We start from the raw sequence: 19593 nt of genomic DNA on the forward strand, positions 1-19593 counted from the left end.
AGATTATGGTTTTATGTCTTTTAGTTTTAGCTGTAAGCTTGTATTTCCGTTCCAATGGTTTTCATCAATTGAATAGGCTATGCTAAAAGGCTTTCTGCTTTTTATAAAGTCGATTTTGTCACCTAAACCAAAACCTATACAAACCATATTGTCATGAAGTGATTGTGTTGCTGTAAACCTTAAATGCTTATCATCTTGTCCAACACATTTTCCCCAACCTGTATCTTTCACTCCTTGCGTCATAAATGTTGGAGACATATTGCCAGGTCCAAATGGTGCAAATTGTCTTAGTATGCGAAATAGCTTATGGTCTATTTGACTTAACTCTATTTCTAAATCCACTTTAAGTTCTGGTGTTAAAAGTTTTGGGTCAATGGTGTCTTTTACAATGCTTTCAAATTTAGTTTTAAAACCCTCGTAATTCTCTTGTAGTAGCGTTAATCCTGCTGCATATTTATGACCTCCAAATTGCTCGATATATTCTGAACAGGCTTCTAAAGCATTATAAACATCAAAGCCTTTTACAGAACGTGCTGAAGCCGCTAATTTATCTCCGCTTTTAGTAAACACTAAAGTTGGCCTATAGTAGGTTTCTATCAATCTTGATGCGACAATCCCAATTACTCCTTTATGCCAGTTTTCATTATAAACCACTGTGGTAAAGCCTTCTTGTTCATTGTTTTCTTCAATTTGAAGCAATGCTTCTTCTGTAATACGTCTGTCGGTTTCCTTTCGGTCTGTATTGAATTGATCGATATCCACAGCATATTCTGCAGCGAGATTAAAATCAGTTTCTGTCAATAATGTAACGGCATGGTTGCCATGTTTCATTCTTCCTGCTGCATTAATGCGAGGTGCGATGATAAAGACCACATCAGTAATGGTCAGTTCCTCTTTTTTAACCTCAGCTATAATGGCTTTCATTCCTGGTCTTGGTGCAGTATTGATAACATGTAAGCCTATGTGTGCCAAAGCTCTGTTTTCGCCAACTATCGGAACAATATCCGCACCAATCGCTGTTGCCACCAAATCGAGATATTCTACTAAATCTTCAACCGTTTGACCTTCCTTGGAGGCCAAAGCTGTAATGAGTTTAAAACCAACTCCACAGCCGCATAATTCCTTAAAAGGGTAGTCACAGTCATCTCTTTTTGGATCTAAAACTGCTATAGCCTCAGGCAATTTGTTTCCCGGTCTGTGGTGATCGCAAATAATAAAATCGATACTCTTGTCTTTAGCATATTTGACTTTATCAACTGCTTTGACTCCACAATCTAAAGCAATAATGAGACTGAAATCATTATCGTGCGCAAAGTCAATCCCTTTGTATGAAATGCCATAACCTTCATCATAGCGGTCAGGAATATAAGTAGCAACGGAATCCAACCTTGTTTTTAAGTACGAATACATTAAAGCTACAGATGTTGTACCATCCACATCATAATCTCCATACACCAAGATATTTTCACCGTCTGCAATTGCTTTTTCAATGCGAGCAACAGCTTTATCCATATCCTTCATCAAAAATGGATCGTGCAAATCTTCAAAACTTGGCCTAAAAAACGTCTTTGCAGCTTCATAAGTTTCTATGCCGCGCTGTAATAATAGTGTGGCAACAATATCATTGACTTGAAGTGCTTTTTTCAACTCTTCAACTTTTGTAACGTGTGGTTTTGGTTTAAGTGTCCAACGCATAGTTAAAATAGTCTTCTGTTGTTTTGAGACGCTAAATATTTCCTCTTAATTATCTCTTGAACCGTACAATTTTCAATTTTACTCTCCAACCAGGAAATAATATCGAGATATAAAAAAGCTCTACGCTCAAAAGGGTGATCTTCATAAACCTTAAGCCTTTCAAGTAAATCCTTAAAAGCATTCTTTAAATCATGAGGGTAAATATCTTGTAGTCCGCGTATAAATTTTATCATTTCTTTTTGCACTTCGTGCAGATCGTTCATTTTTATTAAAAACTTATAGGTGCTGCGTAGAAGTGTATCTAAATGATAATCCAATCCTGCTTCATAATGGGCAACAAGATTCAATACTCTAGAAAAGCAGAGCAAATCTTCACGCATGGATAAAGATTTGTTTGATATAATTTTGCTCAAATAGGCAATGCACGCCTTATTGTTTCCCGCACCAAAATGTAAGCTGGCAAACTTGTAATAAAATATCATTTTGTGGTGAGGATCGATACGGCTTTCAAATTTAACAAGTTCTTTTTCAATTTTAGGGATGAGCTCTAGCCCTTCTTCAAAACTACCGTCAATGAAGTGTTGGTTGATACTGTGAAAATTTGTATAAAGAAACACTAAGGTGGAAACATTTTCGTCTTGTATGAATTTTTTATTATCAACGGTAGCTTTAAAATCCTTTAACTTTTCTACAAATCTTGGTTTGTTTCCTATAAAAAATATGGCTTCGAGAAGATAATTGTTGCCTTTTAAGAAAAACACTGGGTTTACGTTTATCATTTTTGGGTTTTGATAAAATAAATCCACCCATTTTGAAGCATATCTGTAACAATTCAAAAAATCCTGAAGTAAAAAGCTATGCCATAAATGTGCTTTATAATACCATAGCTTCTCCCTAAAACCTAATTTCTTTTTTTTAATTTTAGGAAGTCTGTCATTAAAATATTTTGTGACAATTTTAGCCTCCTCTTCGTTCTTAACGTAACCCGTTTTTAGTATAATGCTGTAAAGCTGTAACGATAAATTAGAGAGCTTACTCGCTATAACATTTTGCGAACTTAAATCACGCGCTTGTATTGCCAATTCATCAGCCCTATTGCTTATACTTCTAGTAATGTATTGGGATTCTATTATTTTTTCGAGCTCAACAATTTCAAAAGCCAAGTTCTTTTCTTCATTGGCTATGGCAAGGTCCTTTGCTTTATCTAAAATTTTTAGACCTTGTTTATAAAGTCCTTTATGATATAAAATGGAAGCAAAATCTAACTGCTCTCTTATTTGAGAGCGCACATTTTGATGTGATGGATTAAGTTTTAGGCTTATTAGTATTTGCTTGTACAAGTGCGCTTTAACATTAGCCAATTGTTGTTTCTTAACTATTTTACTCTGCAAAATAGTCTCCTCATTGTAGGTTTTGGCTTTATCAAGAAGATTGAAAAGATTCAAAAACTTAGAATCCGCATTCACACCTAACCGACCCACATAGAGTTTAAATTGCCTTTTCTCTGATTTAGTCAGCGATTTAACAAGTGAAAATAGATTATCTTTTTGGTCTTTAGTTGTCAATACAAATTTGTCTTAATTGCTTGACTATATGCGTTTTAATATATGTTTTTGATTTTGAACATCGTAAAATCAAATTAACGCTTAAGTCATTGAAAAAATCAAAGCATAACTTCGTTAGACAATACTAATCTTTATTTTGTTAAATGTCAAATAACGCTATTCAAATATTCGACACAACCCTACGTGATGGTGAACAGGTTCCGGGCTGTAAACTAGATACAAAACAAAAAGTAGTGATTGCTGAGCAATTAGATATTTTAGGTGTTGATGTTATCGAAGCAGGTTTTCCGGTCTCAAGTCCAGGGGATTTTAAATCTGTCCAGTCCATCTCAAAAATAGTAAAGAATGCAACGGTTTGTGGCTTAACGCGTTCCGTAGAAAATGATATTAGAGTTGCTGCAGAAGCGTTACAGTATGCAAAAAAGCCTAGAATCCATACAGGAATTGGTACTTCAGAGTCTCATATTGTACATAAATTTAAAACTACTCAAGAAGACATTTTAGAGCGTGCCTATGCAGCTGTTAAATACGCTAAATCCTTTGTGGAAGATGTGGAATTTTATGCGGAAGATGCTGGTCGTACAGATAATGAATATTTGGCAAGAGTTTGTGAAGCAGCCATTAGAGCTGGAGCAACAGTTCTAAACATTCCCGATACCACAGGCTATTGTTTGCCAAGTGAATATGGAGCAAAGATTAAATTCCTAAAGGAAAATGTAAAAGGTATTGAAAAGGCGATTTTATCTTGTCACTGCCATAACGATTTAGGTCTTGCTACGGCTAATTCTATTGAAGGCGTAATTAATGGTGCAAGGCAAATAGAGTGTACCATTAACGGTATTGGTGAACGTGCGGGAAACACAGCACTAGAAGAAGTGGTTATGGTCTTAAAACAACATCCATACCTTAATCTAGATACCAATGTTAACACCTCAATGCTTTATGGTATGAGTCAGTTGGTTAGTGAAAGTATGGGTATTTACACCCAACCTAACAAAGCGATTGTGGGTGCAAATGCTTTTGCTCATAGCTCAGGGATACATCAAGATGGTGTGATAAAGAATAGAGAAACTTACGAAATTATAGATCCAAAAGATGTCGGTGTTACAGAATCAGCAATAGTTTTAACTGCAAGAAGTGGACGAGCAGCTTTAGCATATCGTGCCAAAAATGTTGGATATGAGCTAACCAAACTTCAGCTAGATGAAGTCTATGCCAACTTCTTAACTTTTGCAGATAGAAAGAAGGAGATTGATGATAATGATATTCATCAGATTATTGAAACAAGCAAAGTCTATCAACAAATTATTTCTGCTTAGATGTCAAAAAAAACATTATTCGATAAGGTTTGGGACTCGCATGTGGTAAGTACAATAGAAAATGGGCCACAGGTTCTATACATTGACAAGCATTTAATCCATGAAGTCACAAGTCCACAAGCTTTCAATGAATTGGAAGAACGTGGCATTCCAATATTCAGACCAGACCAAATTGTGGCAACTGCTGACCATAATACACCAACCTTAAATCAAGATCAGCCAGTAAAAGATGCGTTATCAAGACAACAGTTAAAGCAACTTTCCATAAACTGTAAAAAGAACAATATTACATTATATGAGTTAGGACATAAATATAATGGAATAGTCCATGTAATGGCTCCAGAATTGGGTATTACACAACCAGGTATTACTATGGTGTGTGGAGATAGTCACACATCAACCCATGGTGCATTCGGAGCCATTGCATTTGGTATTGGCACAAGTCAAGTTGCACAAGTGTTTGCTAGTCAATGTTTATTGCTGACTAAACCCAAAAGTTTGAGGGTTACAGTAAACGGAAAACTTAAAAAAGGTGTATTGCCAAAAGATGTCATTCTTTATATTATCTCAAAATTAGGAACCAATTCTGGTACAGGGTATTTTTGCGAATATGCAGGCAATGTATTTGAAGAAATGAGTATGGAAGGTCGTATGACGGTCTGTAATATGAGCATTGAAATGGGAGCACGCGGAGGCATGATTGCACCAGATGAAACCACATTTAAATATATAAAAGGCCGAAAATTTGCTCCAAAAGGAGAAGAATTTGAAAAGAAAGTAGCCTACTGGAAAACCCTACCTACAGATGAAGATGCTGTTTTTGACAAAGAATACCACTTTGATGCTGCCGATATAGAACCTATGATTACCTATGGTACCAACCCGGGAATGGGCATTAAAATTTCTGAAAACATTCCTATAGAAGAGAATGCGTCGTTTAAAAAATCATTGGCTTATATGAATTTTGAAGCTGGTGAAAGTCTAATAAACAAACCCATTAATTACGTGTTTATAGGAAGTTGCACCAATTCTAGAATAGAAGACTTTAGGGTGGCGGCCAATTATATAAAAGGAAAGAAAAAAGCCCAAAATGTGACGGCTTGGCTGGTTCCAGGAAGCAAACAAGTAGAAGCTCAAATCATTGAAGAAGGCCTGAAGGACATCTTTGATAATGCAGGATTTGAACTGCGTCAACCAGGATGCTCAGCGTGTTTAGCGATGAATGATGATAAGATACCTCAAGGAGAATATTGTGTATCTACATCCAACAGAAATTTTGAAGGACGACAAGGACAAGGCTCTAGAACAATCTTAGCCAGTCCATTAGTTGCGGCTGCCACAGCAGTAGAAGGAAAGATTACTGATATTACTAAGCATTTAAATTAACTTTGGATAGGAGACCTCACAGGTTTTTAAAAACCTGTGAGGTCTTGAACGATAATAAAAACAGATTCCTGCTTTCGCAGTAAATAATATGGAAAAATTCACAACATTAAAGTCAACTGCAATTCCATTGAATATTGAGAATGTTGACACGGATCAAATCATCCCAGCACGGTTTCTAAAGGCAACGGACAAAAAAGGCTTTGGTGACAATGTTTTTAGAGATTGGAGATTTAATAAAGATGGCACTGAAAATTTAGAATTTGTATTAAACAAGTCAGAGTACTCTGGTAGCATTTTGGTTGCGGGCAATAATTTCGGATGTGGCTCTAGTAGAGAGCATGCCGCATGGGCAATTGTTGGTTATGGCTTTAAAGTGGTAGTTTCTAGCTTTTTTGCTGATATTTTTAAAGGAAATGCTTTAAATAACGGGCTTCTTCCAGTACAGGTTTCTGAAGAATTTTTAAGTGACTTGATGCAGAAAATTGAGTCCAATCCAAAGACGGTAATAGAGGTAAACCTTCAAAACCAAACCATTTCAATTCAAGACTCAGATTTGTCAGAACATTTTGAAATAGATGCTTACAAAAAAACATGCATGCTTAATGGGTACGACGATATTGATTATCTCGTGAATAATAAAAAACAAATTGAAGCTTTTGAGGCTCAAAAAACATACTAAATAAAAATGAAATTAAACATTGCAGTATTGCCAGGTGACGGTATAGGTCCAGAGGTTACAAATCAATCTATTAAAGTTTTAAAAGCTATAGCTTTGATGTTTGATCATAAGTTTACATTTAAAACGGCTGATGTAGGTGCTGTAGCCATAGACAGGCACAATAACCCCTTGCCAGATGCTACATTGGATTTATGTAAATCCTGTGATGCCATTTTATTTGGGTCCATAGGACATCCAAAGTACGATAATGATCCTACGGCAAAAGTACGTCCAGAACAAGGGTTGTTAAAGCTAAGAAAAGAGCTTGGCCTGTTTGCTAACATAAGACCCGTAAAGGCTTACGATACACTTTTAGATAAATCTCCTTTAAAGCAAAACATTATTCAAGGCACTGATATCAGTATCTATAGAGAACTTACTGGTGGAATATACTTTGGAGAAAAGCACTTGAGTGAAGACGGCAATCTGGCTTCAGATTTATGCGAATATTCCCGTGAAGAAATTGAGCGAATTACACATTTAGCATTTAAGGCTGCTAAAACCCGAAGCAGAAAGGTGACCTTGGTAGATAAAGCCAATGTCCTTGAAAGCTCTAGATTATGGAGAAAAGTGGTTGGAGAAGTAGCTGAGCAATATAAGGATGTAACATTGGATTTTTTGTTTGTAGACAATGCAGCTATGCAAATGATTTTAAACCCAAAACAGTTTGATGTTATTTTAACTGAGAATATGTTCGGTGACATTATCAGTGATGAAGCGAGTGTCATCGGTGGTTCCATAGGATTATTGGCTTCTGCTTCCGTTGGAAATAAATATGCCATGTTTGAACCTATTCATGGATCTTTTCCGCAAGCCACAGGCAAGGGTATTGCCAACCCAATAGCATCAATTTTATCTGCAACCATGCTGTTAGAACATTTTGGTCTATTTGAAGAAGCCGAGTTAATTAAAGAGGCGGTTGACAAGTCATTAAAACTCAACATTTCAACACCAGATATCAATAACAAATATGATAATGTTACAACTGACAAGGTTGGTGATTTCATTGAGGATTTTATATTAAACCCTAATGACACCAACATGAATTTTACAAACATCCACTTAGGACAATCCACAATTATTTAATTGATGCCTACACAGCCAAAGCTTACGAGATTTAATCAAAATGTATTGTCAAAATATCAGATATACAACAGTATATTTATGACCTTGCCTTTTGATAATGTTACAAAGACGGGAGCTCTTTTGCCTTTATTTCATGAAACATGTCAGAAGGGTTTTGCTAATCAAGAAGATCCCACGACCATTGTAAATGAATTCTTTAAGAAGTATCAAGGGAGACGCTCTAAAGAAAGTCAGATTAACTTATTGTTTCGGTTTATACAATATATAGAGCGGCAAGTTGTATTGTTTGATGCTATTGAGGATGCGGCATTTCCTGTTGTCAATAACATGGATGGTATCGGAACCTTAAGAAGTTTAAAGGAATCCGTTACGGCTGAAAATAAATTAGAAACGCTCAGAAAATATCTTGAGGAGTTTAAGGTTAGAATAGTACTTACAGCACATCCAACCCAGTTTTACCCTGGTTCTGTTTTGGGTATAATAACAGACTTAACCGAAGCCATTCGCGAAAACGATTTGTTGAGAATAAATGATTTATTGGCACAACTGGGAAAGACACCTTTTTTCAAACATAAAAAACCGACACCTTTTGACGAAGCTGTGAGTTTAATATGGTATTTGGAAAATGTGTTCTACAAATCCTTCGGAACGATTTACGATTACATTCAACAAAATATTTTTGAAGGAAAACAGATTGATAACGATATTATTAATATCGGTTTTTGGCCAGGTGGAGACAGAGATGGTAACCCATTTGTAACACCAGAAATTACATTGAATGTCGCAAAACGTTTGCATGATACAGTAATAAAAAACTATTATAGAGACGTACGTCGATTAAAAAGAAAATTGACTTTTGTCGGAGTCGAAGAACGAATAAATGTTTTAGAAAAAGAGCTCTATAAAATTATTACCGACAAGAATTCAAACTTAACAGCAGAAAGCTTTGCTTCAGAATTAGAGGTAATTAAAAATGTCATTACAAAAGAACATCAGTCGCTCTATGTATCCGAAGTCAATAGTTTATTGAATAAAATTCATCTGTTCGGTTTTCATTTTGCAAATTTAGATATCCGCCAAGATAGTAGAAAGCACAACCAATTCTTCAACGATATGGTGAATGCATTGATTGAAAATGGCAGCACAATTTTCCCAAAAAACTATCACGATTTATCAGAAAAAGAACAGATAAAAATTTTATCTAAAGTTGAAGGGGAAATTGATTTAGGTATAATTAAGGATGATGAAACCTTAAAAGCCCTAAAAACCATGAAGGTTATTAAAACCATTCAAGGTACAAATGGAGAAAAGGCTGCAAATCGTTATATAATCAGTAATAACCAAACGACCTTAAACGTCATGCAATTGTTTGCCATGTTAAAATTGGTAGCTTTTCATGATAAATTAACCGTGGATATCGGACCCTTATTTGAAACAATTACCGATTTAGAAAATGCTCCGGCTGTGATGGAAGAACTATATACCAATCCAGAATACGCAGCGCATTTAAAATCTCGTGGCAACAAGCAAACTATAATGCTTGGTTTTAGTGATGGCACCAAAGATGGTGGTTATTTAATGGCAAACTGGGCTATCTATAAAGCTAAAGAAAATCTGACCAAAGTTTCAAGAGCACATGGTATCAAAGTTATATTCTTTGATGGACGTGGAGGACCACCTGCACGTGGAGGAGGAAAAACCCATAATTTTTATGCTTCGCTTGGACCTACGATTGAGGATAAAGAAGTACAGCTTACTATACAAGGGCAAACCATTAGTTCTAATTTTGGCACCTTAGAATCTTCGCAATACAACTTAGAACAACTCATAAGTTCTGGAATTTACAACAGTATTAGCGATAAGGATTTGAGCATGACTCCAGAAAATCGAGAGGTAATGACAGATCTTGCTGAAAGAAGCTATAAAGCGTATTCAGACTTTAAAGCGCATCCAAAATTTATTTCATATTTGGAGCATATGAGTACCTTAAAATATTATGCAAAAACGAATATAGGAAGCCGACCTTCTAAACGAGGGAAATCCAAAGGTTTAGTTTTTGAAGACCTTAGAGCGATTCCCTTTGTTGGCTCTTGGAGTCAATTAAAGCAAAACGTACCAGGCTTTTTTGGAGTTGGTACCGCTTTAAAGCATTATGAAGAAACTGGGAATTTTGAACAAGTCAAAAATTTATTCAAAACCTCTGATTTCTTTAAAACACTGATTGAAAACAGTATGATGTCATTATCTAAATCCTTTTTTGATTTAACACGATATATGGCAGAAGATCCTGAATACGGAGAATTCTGGAAAATTATTTATAACGAATACGAAACTTCAAAACGATTAATTTTAAAGCTTACAGGCTATAAAGAATTGATGCAAGAAGAGCCTACAGGTAAGGCGTCAATTGCCATGAGGGAATCAATTGTGTTGCCACTACTGACCATTCAGCAATATGCTTTAAAGAAAATCCAAGAGCTAGAAAAATCTGGAGCAAAACCAGATGACGAACAAATGAAGGTCTATGCTAGTATGGTAACACGTTCATTATTTGGAAATATTAATGCCAGTCGTAATTCGGCTTAATTCATAAACTTGTCATTCCTGCGTAGGCAGGAATCTACTACATAAAAAACCCTCTAAGCAAATGCTCAGAGGGTTTTAACTAACAACTAATGATCTAAACAATCAAATTTAAAACAATCTATCAATGTTCGTTTAGTCTAAAATCCGGATATGCATCCATACCATGTTCATGGGCATCTAGCCCTTCTAATTCTTCTTTTTCAGAAACTCTAATACCAACCGTTTTCTTCAATACAAATAAGATTATAAAAGATGAGACAATACAAATGGCAGCATAAGAGGCAACACCTATTAACTGACTAACAAATTGTGCTCCACTCGCTAAATTCCCAAAAATACCTACTGCTAAAGTTCCCCAAATACCACAAGCTAAGTGTACGGCTATGGCACCTACTGGGTCATCTAACTTAAGTCTGTCAATTAGAGACACAGCAAAAACGATAATCGCACCAGCTACTGCTCCAATAATTATCGCATCTGTAGGGCTCATTTGGTCTGCTCCTGCTGTTATACCAACAAGGCCACCTAAGATTCCATTAAGAAACATAGTTAAATCTAAATTTTTATACCGTAATGTAGAAACTAGAGCGGCTACAACGCCTCCGGCAGCAGCAGCTAAACATGTGGTGACTAAAGTTAGTGAGGTTAGTTCAGGATCTGCCGACAAAACAGAACCACCATTAAAACCAAACCATCCTAACCAAAGGATTAAAACTCCCGCTGTTGCCATAGAAATATTATGACCAGGAATAGCTTGTAATTTTCCATCTTTAAATTTTCCTATTCTAGAGCCCAATAAACAAACGGCCACAACGGCAGCCCAACCACCAACTGAATGAACTAACGTAGAACCAGCGAAATCATAAAACGGAGTTTCCAAAGTTTGTAAAAAGCCTCCACCCCATTTCCATGAACCTGCAATTGGATAAATTAATCCAACATATAGTACTGTAAATAACATAAATGGACCAATTTTAATACGCTCAGCAACGGCACCAGATACTATTGTTGCAGCTGTTGCAGCAAACATACCTTGGAAAAGGAAATCTGTCCAGTAGGTATAACCTTCATTATAGGCCAAATCTAAAGCGCCTGCATCTGTAAGTGGTGAGTCCAATCCAAACCCTGCGAATCCTAAAAATCCATTGAAGTCTCCTGGATACATTAAATTAAAGCCAACCAAGCAATACAATAGTAAACCTACTGTGATAATAAATATATTTTTAAATAATATGTTAATCGTATTCTTTTGACGTGTTAATCCGATTTCTAAAAATGCAAATCCTAAGTGCATAAAGAAAACGAGTGCTGTACAGATCATCATCCATACATTATTTGTAGTTAATAATTCCATGTTAGTTATTTTAAAGTTTGTCCTCCTTTTTCTCCCGTTCGTATTCTATAGACTTCCTCAATGTGAGAGACGAATATTTTTCCGTCTCCAACATCTCCCGTAGCAGCAGATTCTAGAATGGCTTTTATAGTGACCTCTTCAAAATCATCGTTAACTACAATAGAAAGGTAGCGTCGTTGTATGTCGCTTGTGCTGTAAGTAACACCTCTGTAAACATGTCCCTCTTTTTCATTACCGAGTCCGGTAACATCCCAATACGAGAAGAAGTTTACACCAACTTCGTGCAGTGCGGTTTTCACTGCAGAAAACTTGGATTTTCTGATAATTGCTTCAACTTTTTTCATAAAAATTGGTTTTTGGTTTCCACTCAGGTGGAAATCTTTATTAATTAGTATTTAGTTAGAATTGATAAATAGCTGCTATTAAAAATGACCCTAAACTCTTAGTTGCTGCTAGGTCATTATCTATAAAGGCATCATCAGATGCACTGTCGAGTCTTAATTCTGGTTTAATGATTAAATTATCCACAGTATAGCTTCCGGTAAGTGTCGCGGTAATTACACTAGTATCTGCAACGCCAGATCCTATCGCCCCAAAATTGCCGTCTTCAGCGAAGTATTCTCCTCTTAAACCAAGTGTAAAATCATCAGAAATTGTGTATTGAGGGTAAAGCGCTGCACCCATGAATCCTGGACCATCATCTTCTACAGCTAGATAAGCGGCATTGATACCCAAGAAGAACTCATCCGATAAATCGAACCCACCTGTAAAATCAATTTCAAAAAATGAATGGATCGTAGAGTACATTTAAATATTGACCAGCATAGCCTAATTGCGCTCCGGCTGCATAATCTCCTGTTGGATTAAACTCAGTTAAATCAGTGTCATTAAAAACACCCAACATTAAACTTAAATCGTCTGATAAGGCAAAGTCAGCTTTAAATCCAGTATGACTAAACGGTCCATATGAAAATAAATAAGAAGTACTATAATTAAAGTTGGCTACTGGTGATATAACTTCATAGCCTAAAAAGGTATTAAAGTTTCCTAAAGTAAGGGTAACACTTTCGCTAACATTCCAATACGCATATAGCTGGTTAACAATGTTTCCTGTTGCGGAGTACATTGGAGAAGCAAATATGGCATCAGTTCCTCTAGGGCCAAAAACTAAATCCGCAACAAAACCAACTTTTTCGCCCTCATAAGAGGCAATTACATTTGCCATACCCAATGCAAAGCCAGGTAAGTTAGCAAAGGACGATCCAGGTGCGATAGCGTTCTCATCGTTTGGAGCCGTTAAATTTGCTCTATAATAAGCATCTATACTTCCGCTTATCTCAAATGACTTTTTTTCCTCGTCTTCTTGCGCGTTAGTTACTGCTACCATTAATAATAACATTAAAGTAAATAATCGTTTCATAAAAATCTATTTTATTAGTTAGACGAGCCAAATCTATATAAACTTTAAAAATACCCCCTAATTAAATAGGGTAAAAAATATATTTTTATCATTTTATGAATTTATACCCCATTTTTTTAGGGTTAAATTTATTTATTATCAAATTTTGATAAATCAGTAATTTTAAAATTTAATTATTGTTGCATTTTTTTACTTTTTTATAAATTATTATTAATTAAACTATATTTTCGCAAACGTTTTCGCAACACAACCTTAGTTTTGTTGAATTTTTTTCATTGTTTATTTCGCAAATAATACCCAGTACATTTATCGAATTTTCATTTAGAAAGCCTTGAATTATCGATTTGTGAAAAGTTTTTTCACTTCTTTCTTAATCAATAATTAGAGTATATATTACCCTTTCAAATAGAGCACAGAAGGCTCTAAAACACTTGGAATTATGCTGAAGAAACAAGGACTTTATTTACCGGAATTTGAACACGATAATTGTGGAGCGGGATTTATTTGTAGTTTAACCGGAAAACGCTCCAATGACATTATACACAAAGCACTAGAAATCTTAGTGAAGCTAGAGCATCGTGGTGCCGTAAGTGCAGATGGTGTTACTGGAGATGGAGCTGGTATCTTAATAGATATTCCACACAAGTTTTTTAAAATTTTCTGTGAGTTTGAATTGCCTGAAGCTGGCGAATATGCAGTAAGTAATGTCTTTTTGCCCAGAAAGGAAAATCAGCGTCAATATTGTATAGATGTTTTTGAAAAAGAAATTGAAAACCAAGGGCTTAAATTAATTGGCTGGAGAGATGTTCCTGTTAACAGTGATATATTAGGTGCCATCGCAACGGTCACTGAGCCTTCCATAAAACAAATATTTATTGGCAAGTCTGATAAAAATCAATCCGATAGAGACTTTAACCTAAAATTATTTGCCGCTCGCAAAATTGCTGAACATACCATTTACGAATCTAAATTATCAGAGTCTAAATTCTTTTACCTTCCAAGTCTATCTACAAAGATTATCATTTTTAAAGGGTTGCTAAAACCAGAACATATTAATGAATATTATTTGGATTTGTTCAATTCTGCATTAGATACAAGATTAGCATTAGTACATCAGCGATTTTCAACCAATACATTTCCTACTTGGGATTTAGCTCAACCTTTTAGATACATCTGCCACAACGGCGAAATCAATACCTTAAGAGGAAATGTGTCTCGAATGTTTTCGCGAGAAGAGATAATGAAAAGTCCTCTATTTGGCGAGGATATCAAGAAAATTATCCCAACGGTATTAAAAGGCAAATCAGACTCTGCTACTTTAGATATGGTTGTGGAATTATTATTGATGACAGGTCGTTCCTTGCCAGAAGCTATGATGATGTTGGTACCAGAAGCATGGGAAAAAAACGATAATATGTCGGATGCCAAAAAAGCGTTTTATGAGTACAATTCTTGTCTTATGGAACCTTGGGATGGTCCTGCCTCCATTCCATTTACAGATGGTAATTATATAGGTGCAGTACTAGATCGTAATGGTCTGCGACCTTCTCGATACACGGTTACAAAATCGGGTAATGTTATCATGTCTTCAGAAACCGGAGTGGTAGATATAAAACCAGAAAACGTAGAACATCATGGCAGGCTAGAACCTGGCAAGATGTTTTTAGTGGATATGAATGAAGGCCGAATTGTTAATGACGAAGAAATAAAAGAGGAAATCGCCTCATTGCATCCGTATAGAAAATGGCTTAATGAGAATATGGTACACTTAAGGGATCTTTCTGCCAAGAAAGGACCAATAAATTATGATGAAATTGAATTAAAAAAGCGTGAAATAGTTTTTGGTTACACGGAAGAAGATTTAAATACCATCATTAGACCAATGGCACAATTGGGCAAAGAACCAATAGGTTCCATGGGAAGCGACGCTCCAATTGCCGTACTTTCAGAACGTCCGCAATTAGTTTACAACTATTTTAAGCAGTTGTTTGCCCAGGTAACCAATCCGCCTTTAGATGGAATTAGAGAAGAGTTGATTACAGACATCAGTCTAACACTTGGTAGCGATGTTAACCTGTTTGATATAAGTCCAGAGCATTGCAAAAAATTGAAAATTCAAAATCCTGTAATATCTAAGCATGATTTAGATAAAATCAGAAATTATGATACCAATCCAGATTTTAAAATCGAATCGATTTCAATGTTATACGAAGTGAATCGAGGCTTAAATGAATTGGAAATAGCATTGGAAAATTTGGTCACAAAAGCGTCCAAGGCTATTGATGAAGGAGCGAACATCATTATACTTTCAGACCGATATGTCGATGAAAACCACGCTCCGATTCCAGCACTTTTGGCCTGCTCCTATGTTAATCATGCCCTACACAAATTAAAAAAACGCTCACAAATTAGCCTAATTATTGAGTCGGCAGAACCTCGTGAAGTCCACCACTTTGCCTTATTGTTTGGATATGGAGCAAGTGCCGTGAATCCATATATCGTTAATGAGATTGTTCAGAAACAAGTTAATAATAAGGATGTCACAGATTTAGAATATCTCAAAGCCATTAAGAATTACAACAAAGCCATCGGAAAAGGCATTTTGAAAGTGATGAACAAAATAGGGATCTCAACATTGAATTCTTACAGAGGTTCACAGTTATTTGAGTGTATTGGTATCAATAAAGCTACGGTAGACAAGTATTTTCCGAATACACCAACCCGTATTCAAGGGATAGGATTACGAGAAATTGAACAGGAAATTGTAAAGCGCCACAAAAAAGCATTTAACCAAAACGTTGAGCCTAATATTGAAATTGGTGGAGATTATAGATGGAGACGAGGCCAGGAAAAACATATGTTCAACCCATTAACCGTGGCTAAACTTCAAGAGTCCGTTAGAACAAATAAGGCCTCAACATTTAAAGAATATTCAGAGTTGGTAAACAACCAATCTAAAAATCTAATGACTATTAGAGGTCTTTTCGAATTCGATCAATTCGACCCAATTCCGATTGATGAAGTTGAGCCTTGGACGGAAATCGTCAAGCGATTTAAAACAGGTGCAATGTCCTACGGTTCCATAAGTAAAGAAGCGCACGAAAACTTAGCAATTGCCATGAACAGGATTGGAGGAAAATCCAATTCGGGTGAAGGTGGCGAAGACCAAGAACGCTTTTATAAAAGTTCGCAAGGAGATTGGCGTAATTCTGCCATTAAACAAGTTGCTTCGGGTCGTTTTGGTGTAACATCTAATTATTTGACCAACGCTAACGAAATTCAAATAAAAATCGCTCAAGGAGCAAAACCAGGTGAAGGTGGTCAGTTACCTGGACCAAAAGTAAATCCTGAAATCGCCAAAACAAGAAATTCCACACCTTACGTTGGATTAATTTCTCCACCACCTCATCACGATATTTATTCCATTGAAGATTTATCACAATTAATTTACGATGTGAAATGCGCCAATAGAGACGCAAGAATCAATGTTAAATTAGTATCAGAAGTTGGTGTTGGCACAGTCGCTGCTGGTGTAGCAAAAGCCAAGGCAGATGTAGTCTTAATCTCTGGTTTCGATGGTGGAACGGGTGCCTCACCATTAACTTCATTACGACATGCTGGTTTACCGTGGGAACTCGGTATTGCAGAAGCACAGCAGACGTTAGTTATGAATAACCTTAGAAACCGAATCGTATTAGAATGTGACGGTCAATTAAAAACTGGTCGAGATGTTGCCATTGCTTGCTTGTTAGGAGCGGAAGAATTTGGTTTTGCCACAGCACCACTCGTCGCTTCAGGTTGTATTATGATGCGAGTATGCCATCTTAACACTTGTCCTGTTGGGATTGCTACACAAAATCCAGAGTTGCGTAAAAAGTTTAAAGGTAAACCAGAGCATGTAGTCAATTACATGTATTTCGTAGCTCAAGAACTGCGAGAAATTATGGCAAAACTTGGATTTAGAACCGTTAATGAAATGGTTGGTCAAGTGCAAAAGCTAAATCGCAATAAAGCTATTGAGCATTACAAAGCATCAGGAATTGATTTAACTCCAATTCTACATAAAGTAAAAGTGGCGGAAGAGGTGAAACTATACAACACAGAGCTACAAGACCATGCTCTCGAATCACATCTCGATTTTCAAATTATAAAGCAGGCACATCAGGCTTTATTCAGACGACAAAACACACATTTGGAGCTTCCAATCACAAATATAGACAGAGCTGTTGGAGCCATAGTGAGTAACGAAATTTCAAAAATTTATGGTGCCGATGGTTTACCAGAAGACACTATAAATATAGATTTCACTGGTTCAGCTGGTCAGAGTTTTGGTGCCTTTGCAACTAAAGGACTAAGATTTACGGTGCATGGAAACACAAACGATTATTTAGGAAAAGGGCTTTCTGGTGGAAAGCTAATCATAAAGGTACCTGAAAAATGCACCATCATTCCTGAAGACAATATTATTACCGGAAACGTGACACTTTATGGAGCAACTTCTGGTGAGGTTTACATCAATGGTAAAGCGGGCGAACGATTTTGCGTGAGAAACTCTGGTGCCAAAGCCGTTGTAGAAGGCATCGGAGACCATGGTTGTGAGTACATGACTGGTGGTGTTGCTGTTGTTTTAGGAAAAGTAGGTCGAAATTTTGGTGCTGGAATGAGTGGTGGTATCGCTTATGTATTGGATAGCGATAACACGTTTGAGCAATATTGTAATGGAGCGGACTTAAACATTGACCCTGTTCAAAGTATTGAAGATCAAGTACAGTTGGAGCAATTGATTGAAAATCATTTCTTGGCGACAGGAAGCCCTTTAGCAAGACGACTTTTAGATGACTGGAAAAACAGCCTATCAAAATTTAAAAAAGTACTTCCTGAGGAATATAGACAAGCTTTGTTGAGATTAGAACAAGAACTATTAGAAACTGCGTAGATTATGGGAAAGATAACAGGATTTTTAGAGTATAAGCGAGAGAACGAAAGTTACGTAAAGCCAAAAGAACGCGTTACAAATTACAAGGAGTTCACCATTCCGCTTGAAGAAAAAAAGTTGAAAAATCAAGGTGCGCGTTGTATGGATTGTGGTATTCCATTTTGCCATAGTGGCTGTCCGCTTGGAAATTTAATACCAGATTTTAACGACAAAGTTTACAAAGGCAAGTGGAAAGAAGCCGCAGAGATTTTACACAAAACCAATAATTTCCCAGAATTTACGGGTCGCTTATGTCCTGCGCCTTGCGAGGAAGCATGTGTATTAGGTATTAATGAAGATCCTGTAACCATAGAAAACATCGAAAAAAATATTGTTGAACAAGCTTTTTCTGAAGGCTGGGTTACTGCACAACCTCCCAAAACAAGAACTGGTAAAACTGTGGCCGTTGTTGGTTCTGGACCAGCAGGATTAGCAGCTGCTCAGCAACTGAATAGAGCAGGTCATTCGGTTACCGTTTTTGAACGCGACGAAAAGATCGGTGGCTTATTACGCTATGGCATTCCTGATTTTAAGATGGAAAAACATATCGTCGACAGACGCCTCAAGGTACTAGAAGAAGAGGGCATTTCCTTTAAAACCAATGCTCATGTTGGTGGAAATATTGATGCCAATAGGTTGAAAGATGAGTTTGATTCTATAGTGTTATGTGGAGGAGCAACTGTAAGGCGACAGATCCCAATTCCTGGAGCCGATTTAGAAGGTGTTGTTCAAGCCATGGATTTTCTAAAACAGAACAATGAATATGTGGATGGCCTAAAGGGTTTTGAAGATATTATTTCGGCAAAAGACAAAAATGTAATTGTTATAGGAGGAGGAGATACAGGAAGTGATTGTATTGGAACCTCAAATCGACACGGAGCGAAATCTGTTACCATTTTTGAAATTTTAAGCAAGCCAACAGAAGGTCGCCCAGCACATCAGCCTTGGCCTTATTGGCCAATGAAGTTAAAGACAACATCGTCTCATCAAGAAGGTGTGGAACGCTTTTTTAGTATTTCAACCAAAGAATTTTTAGGAGATAAAAATGGTCATCTAAAAGGGTTGAAAACTGTTGAGGTAGAATGGATTTTTAAAGCCGGTGAGCGTCCACAACTGAAAGAAATTGAAGGCACAGAAAAAGAATGGAAATGCGAGTTGGCCTTATTAGCACTTGGTTTTACAGGCTCAGAAAAAACGCTTGCAGACCAGTTTGGTCTCAATATGGATTTTAGAACCAATATTGAAGCATCAACAAAGGATTATGCAACTAATGTACCTGGCATTTTTGCTGCTGGTGATATGCGTAGAGGGCAGTCCTTAATTGTTTGGGCAATTTCAGAAGGCCGCCAAGCCGCTCATCACGTCGATACATATTTAATGGGTGAATCCAATTTGCCATTAAAAGATGACAATGATTTGCCGAGAATATAAAATTAAGAAAAGTCGCTAGTTTTAGGGTTAGGGGATTAATTCTGGTGGCAATATTTAA

General features: G+C 36.5%; 11 protein-coding genes and 1 pseudogene. 7 read left to right on the forward strand and 5 right to left on the reverse strand.

What is annotated here, in order from left to right; translation table 11 throughout:
- Nucleotides 1-3 precede the first annotated feature (3 nt).
- Together recJ and SIB89_RS08935 are read right to left on the reverse strand one after the other, a co-directional pair.
- Complete coding sequence (recJ, locus tag SIB89_RS08930; RefSeq protein WP_412559513.1) at nucleotides 4-1695, reverse strand: single-stranded-DNA-specific exonuclease RecJ; 1692 nt, start codon at nucleotides 1693-1695, stop codon at nucleotides 4-6.
- A gap of 2 nt (nucleotides 1696-1697) precedes the next feature.
- A complete protein-coding gene (locus SIB89_RS08935) occupies nucleotides 1698-3260 on the reverse strand; it encodes a hypothetical protein (RefSeq protein ID WP_412559514.1) in 1563 nt (520 codons plus the stop codon).
- 143 nt (nucleotides 3261-3403) lie between these two features.
- Between SIB89_RS08935 and SIB89_RS08940 the strand changes: the two genes are divergently transcribed.
- The 5 genes from SIB89_RS08940 to SIB89_RS08960 all read left to right on the forward strand — a co-directional run bounded on the left by SIB89_RS08940 (nucleotide 3404) and on the right by SIB89_RS08960 (nucleotide 10355).
- Nucleotides 3404-4579 (forward strand): 2-isopropylmalate synthase, encoded by a 1176-nt coding sequence (locus SIB89_RS08940; protein WP_412559515.1) that lies wholly within the window; start codon nucleotides 3404-3406, stop codon nucleotides 4577-4579.
- Nucleotides 4580-5965: a 3-isopropylmalate dehydratase large subunit gene (leuC, locus tag SIB89_RS08945; RefSeq protein ID WP_412559516.1), complete on the forward strand. Its 1386-nt coding sequence runs from the start codon at nucleotides 4580-4582 to the stop codon at nucleotides 5963-5965.
- 88 nt (nucleotides 5966-6053) lie between these two features.
- Complete coding sequence (gene leuD / locus SIB89_RS08950; protein WP_412559517.1) at nucleotides 6054-6644, forward strand: 3-isopropylmalate dehydratase small subunit; 591 nt, start codon at nucleotides 6054-6056, stop codon at nucleotides 6642-6644.
- A gap of 6 nt (nucleotides 6645-6650) precedes the next feature.
- On the forward strand, nucleotides 6651-7769 hold the full coding sequence (gene leuB, locus SIB89_RS08955) for a 3-isopropylmalate dehydrogenase (protein WP_412559518.1): 1119 nt from the start codon (nucleotides 6651-6653) through the stop codon (nucleotides 7767-7769).
- A 3-nt stretch (nucleotides 7770-7772) separates the two neighbouring features.
- A complete protein-coding gene (locus SIB89_RS08960; RefSeq protein WP_412559519.1) occupies nucleotides 7773-10355 on the forward strand; it encodes a phosphoenolpyruvate carboxylase in 2583 nt (860 codons plus the stop codon).
- A gap of 121 nt (nucleotides 10356-10476) precedes the next feature.
- On the opposite strand, the gene SIB89_RS08965 is transcribed toward SIB89_RS08960, so the two are convergent.
- From SIB89_RS08965 to SIB89_RS08975, 3 genes and pseudogenes are all read right to left on the reverse strand, one after another.
- Nucleotides 10477-11709, reverse strand: a complete 1233-nt coding sequence (locus SIB89_RS08965; protein WP_412559520.1) for an ammonium transporter — start codon at nucleotides 11707-11709, stop codon at nucleotides 10477-10479.
- 5 nt (nucleotides 11710-11714) lie between these two features.
- Entirely contained in the window at nucleotides 11715-12053 is a 339-nt protein-coding gene (locus SIB89_RS08970) for a P-II family nitrogen regulator (protein ID WP_155089105.1), read from the reverse strand.
- 55 nt (nucleotides 12054-12108) lie between these two features.
- Nucleotides 12109-13129 (reverse strand): annotated as a pseudogene (locus SIB89_RS08975) (porin).
- Nucleotides 13130-13568: 439 nt separating this feature from the next.
- On the opposite strand from SIB89_RS08975, the gene gltB reads away from it, so the two are divergent.
- Both gltB and SIB89_RS08985 read left to right on the forward strand, forming a co-directional pair.
- The gene (gene gltB / locus SIB89_RS08980; RefSeq protein ID WP_412559521.1) at nucleotides 13569-18065 is read left to right on the forward strand and encodes a glutamate synthase large subunit; all 4497 of its coding nucleotides are present in this window, start codon (nucleotides 13569-13571) and stop codon (nucleotides 18063-18065) included.
- Between the two features lie 3 nt (nucleotides 18066-18068).
- The gene (locus SIB89_RS08985; protein ID WP_412559522.1) at nucleotides 18069-19535 is read left to right on the forward strand and encodes a glutamate synthase subunit beta; all 1467 of its coding nucleotides are present in this window, start codon (nucleotides 18069-18071) and stop codon (nucleotides 19533-19535) included.
- Nucleotides 19536-19593 lie beyond the last annotated feature (58 nt).

It is taken from the genome of Winogradskyella sp. MIT101101 (assembly GCF_047126865.1).
GTDB lineage: Bacteria > Bacteroidota > Bacteroidia > Flavobacteriales > Flavobacteriaceae > Winogradskyella > Winogradskyella ouciana.

Bases quoted from the DNA above. Each gene is read 5' to 3' on its own strand.
- SIB89_RS08970 (WP_155089105.1), bottom strand. From the start codon at position 12,053: ATGAAAAAAGTTGAAGCAATTATCAGAAAATCCAAGTTTTCTGCAGTG.
- SIB89_RS08985 (WP_412559522.1), top strand. From the start codon at position 18,069: ATGGGAAAGATAACAGGATTTTTAGAGTATAAGCGAGAGAACGAAAGT.
- SIB89_RS08960 (WP_412559519.1), top strand. From the start codon at position 7,773: ATGCCTACACAGCCAAAGCTTACGAGATTTAATCAAAATGTATTGTCA.
- SIB89_RS08940 (WP_412559515.1), top strand. From the start codon at position 3,404: ATGTCAAATAACGCTATTCAAATATTCGACACAACCCTACGTGATGGT.
- gltB (WP_412559521.1), top strand. From the start codon at position 13,569: ATGCTGAAGAAACAAGGACTTTATTTACCGGAATTTGAACACGATAAT.
- leuB (WP_412559518.1), top strand. From the start codon at position 6,651: ATGAAATTAAACATTGCAGTATTGCCAGGTGACGGTATAGGTCCAGAG.
- SIB89_RS08965 (WP_412559520.1), bottom strand. From the start codon at position 11,709: ATGGAATTATTAACTACAAATAATGTATGGATGATGATCTGTACAGCA.
- recJ (WP_412559513.1), bottom strand. From the start codon at position 1,695: ATGCGTTGGACACTTAAACCAAAACCACACGTTACAAAAGTTGAAGAG.
- leuC (WP_412559516.1), top strand. From the start codon at position 4,580: ATGTCAAAAAAAACATTATTCGATAAGGTTTGGGACTCGCATGTGGTA.
- leuD (WP_412559517.1), top strand. From the start codon at position 6,054: ATGGAAAAATTCACAACATTAAAGTCAACTGCAATTCCATTGAATATT.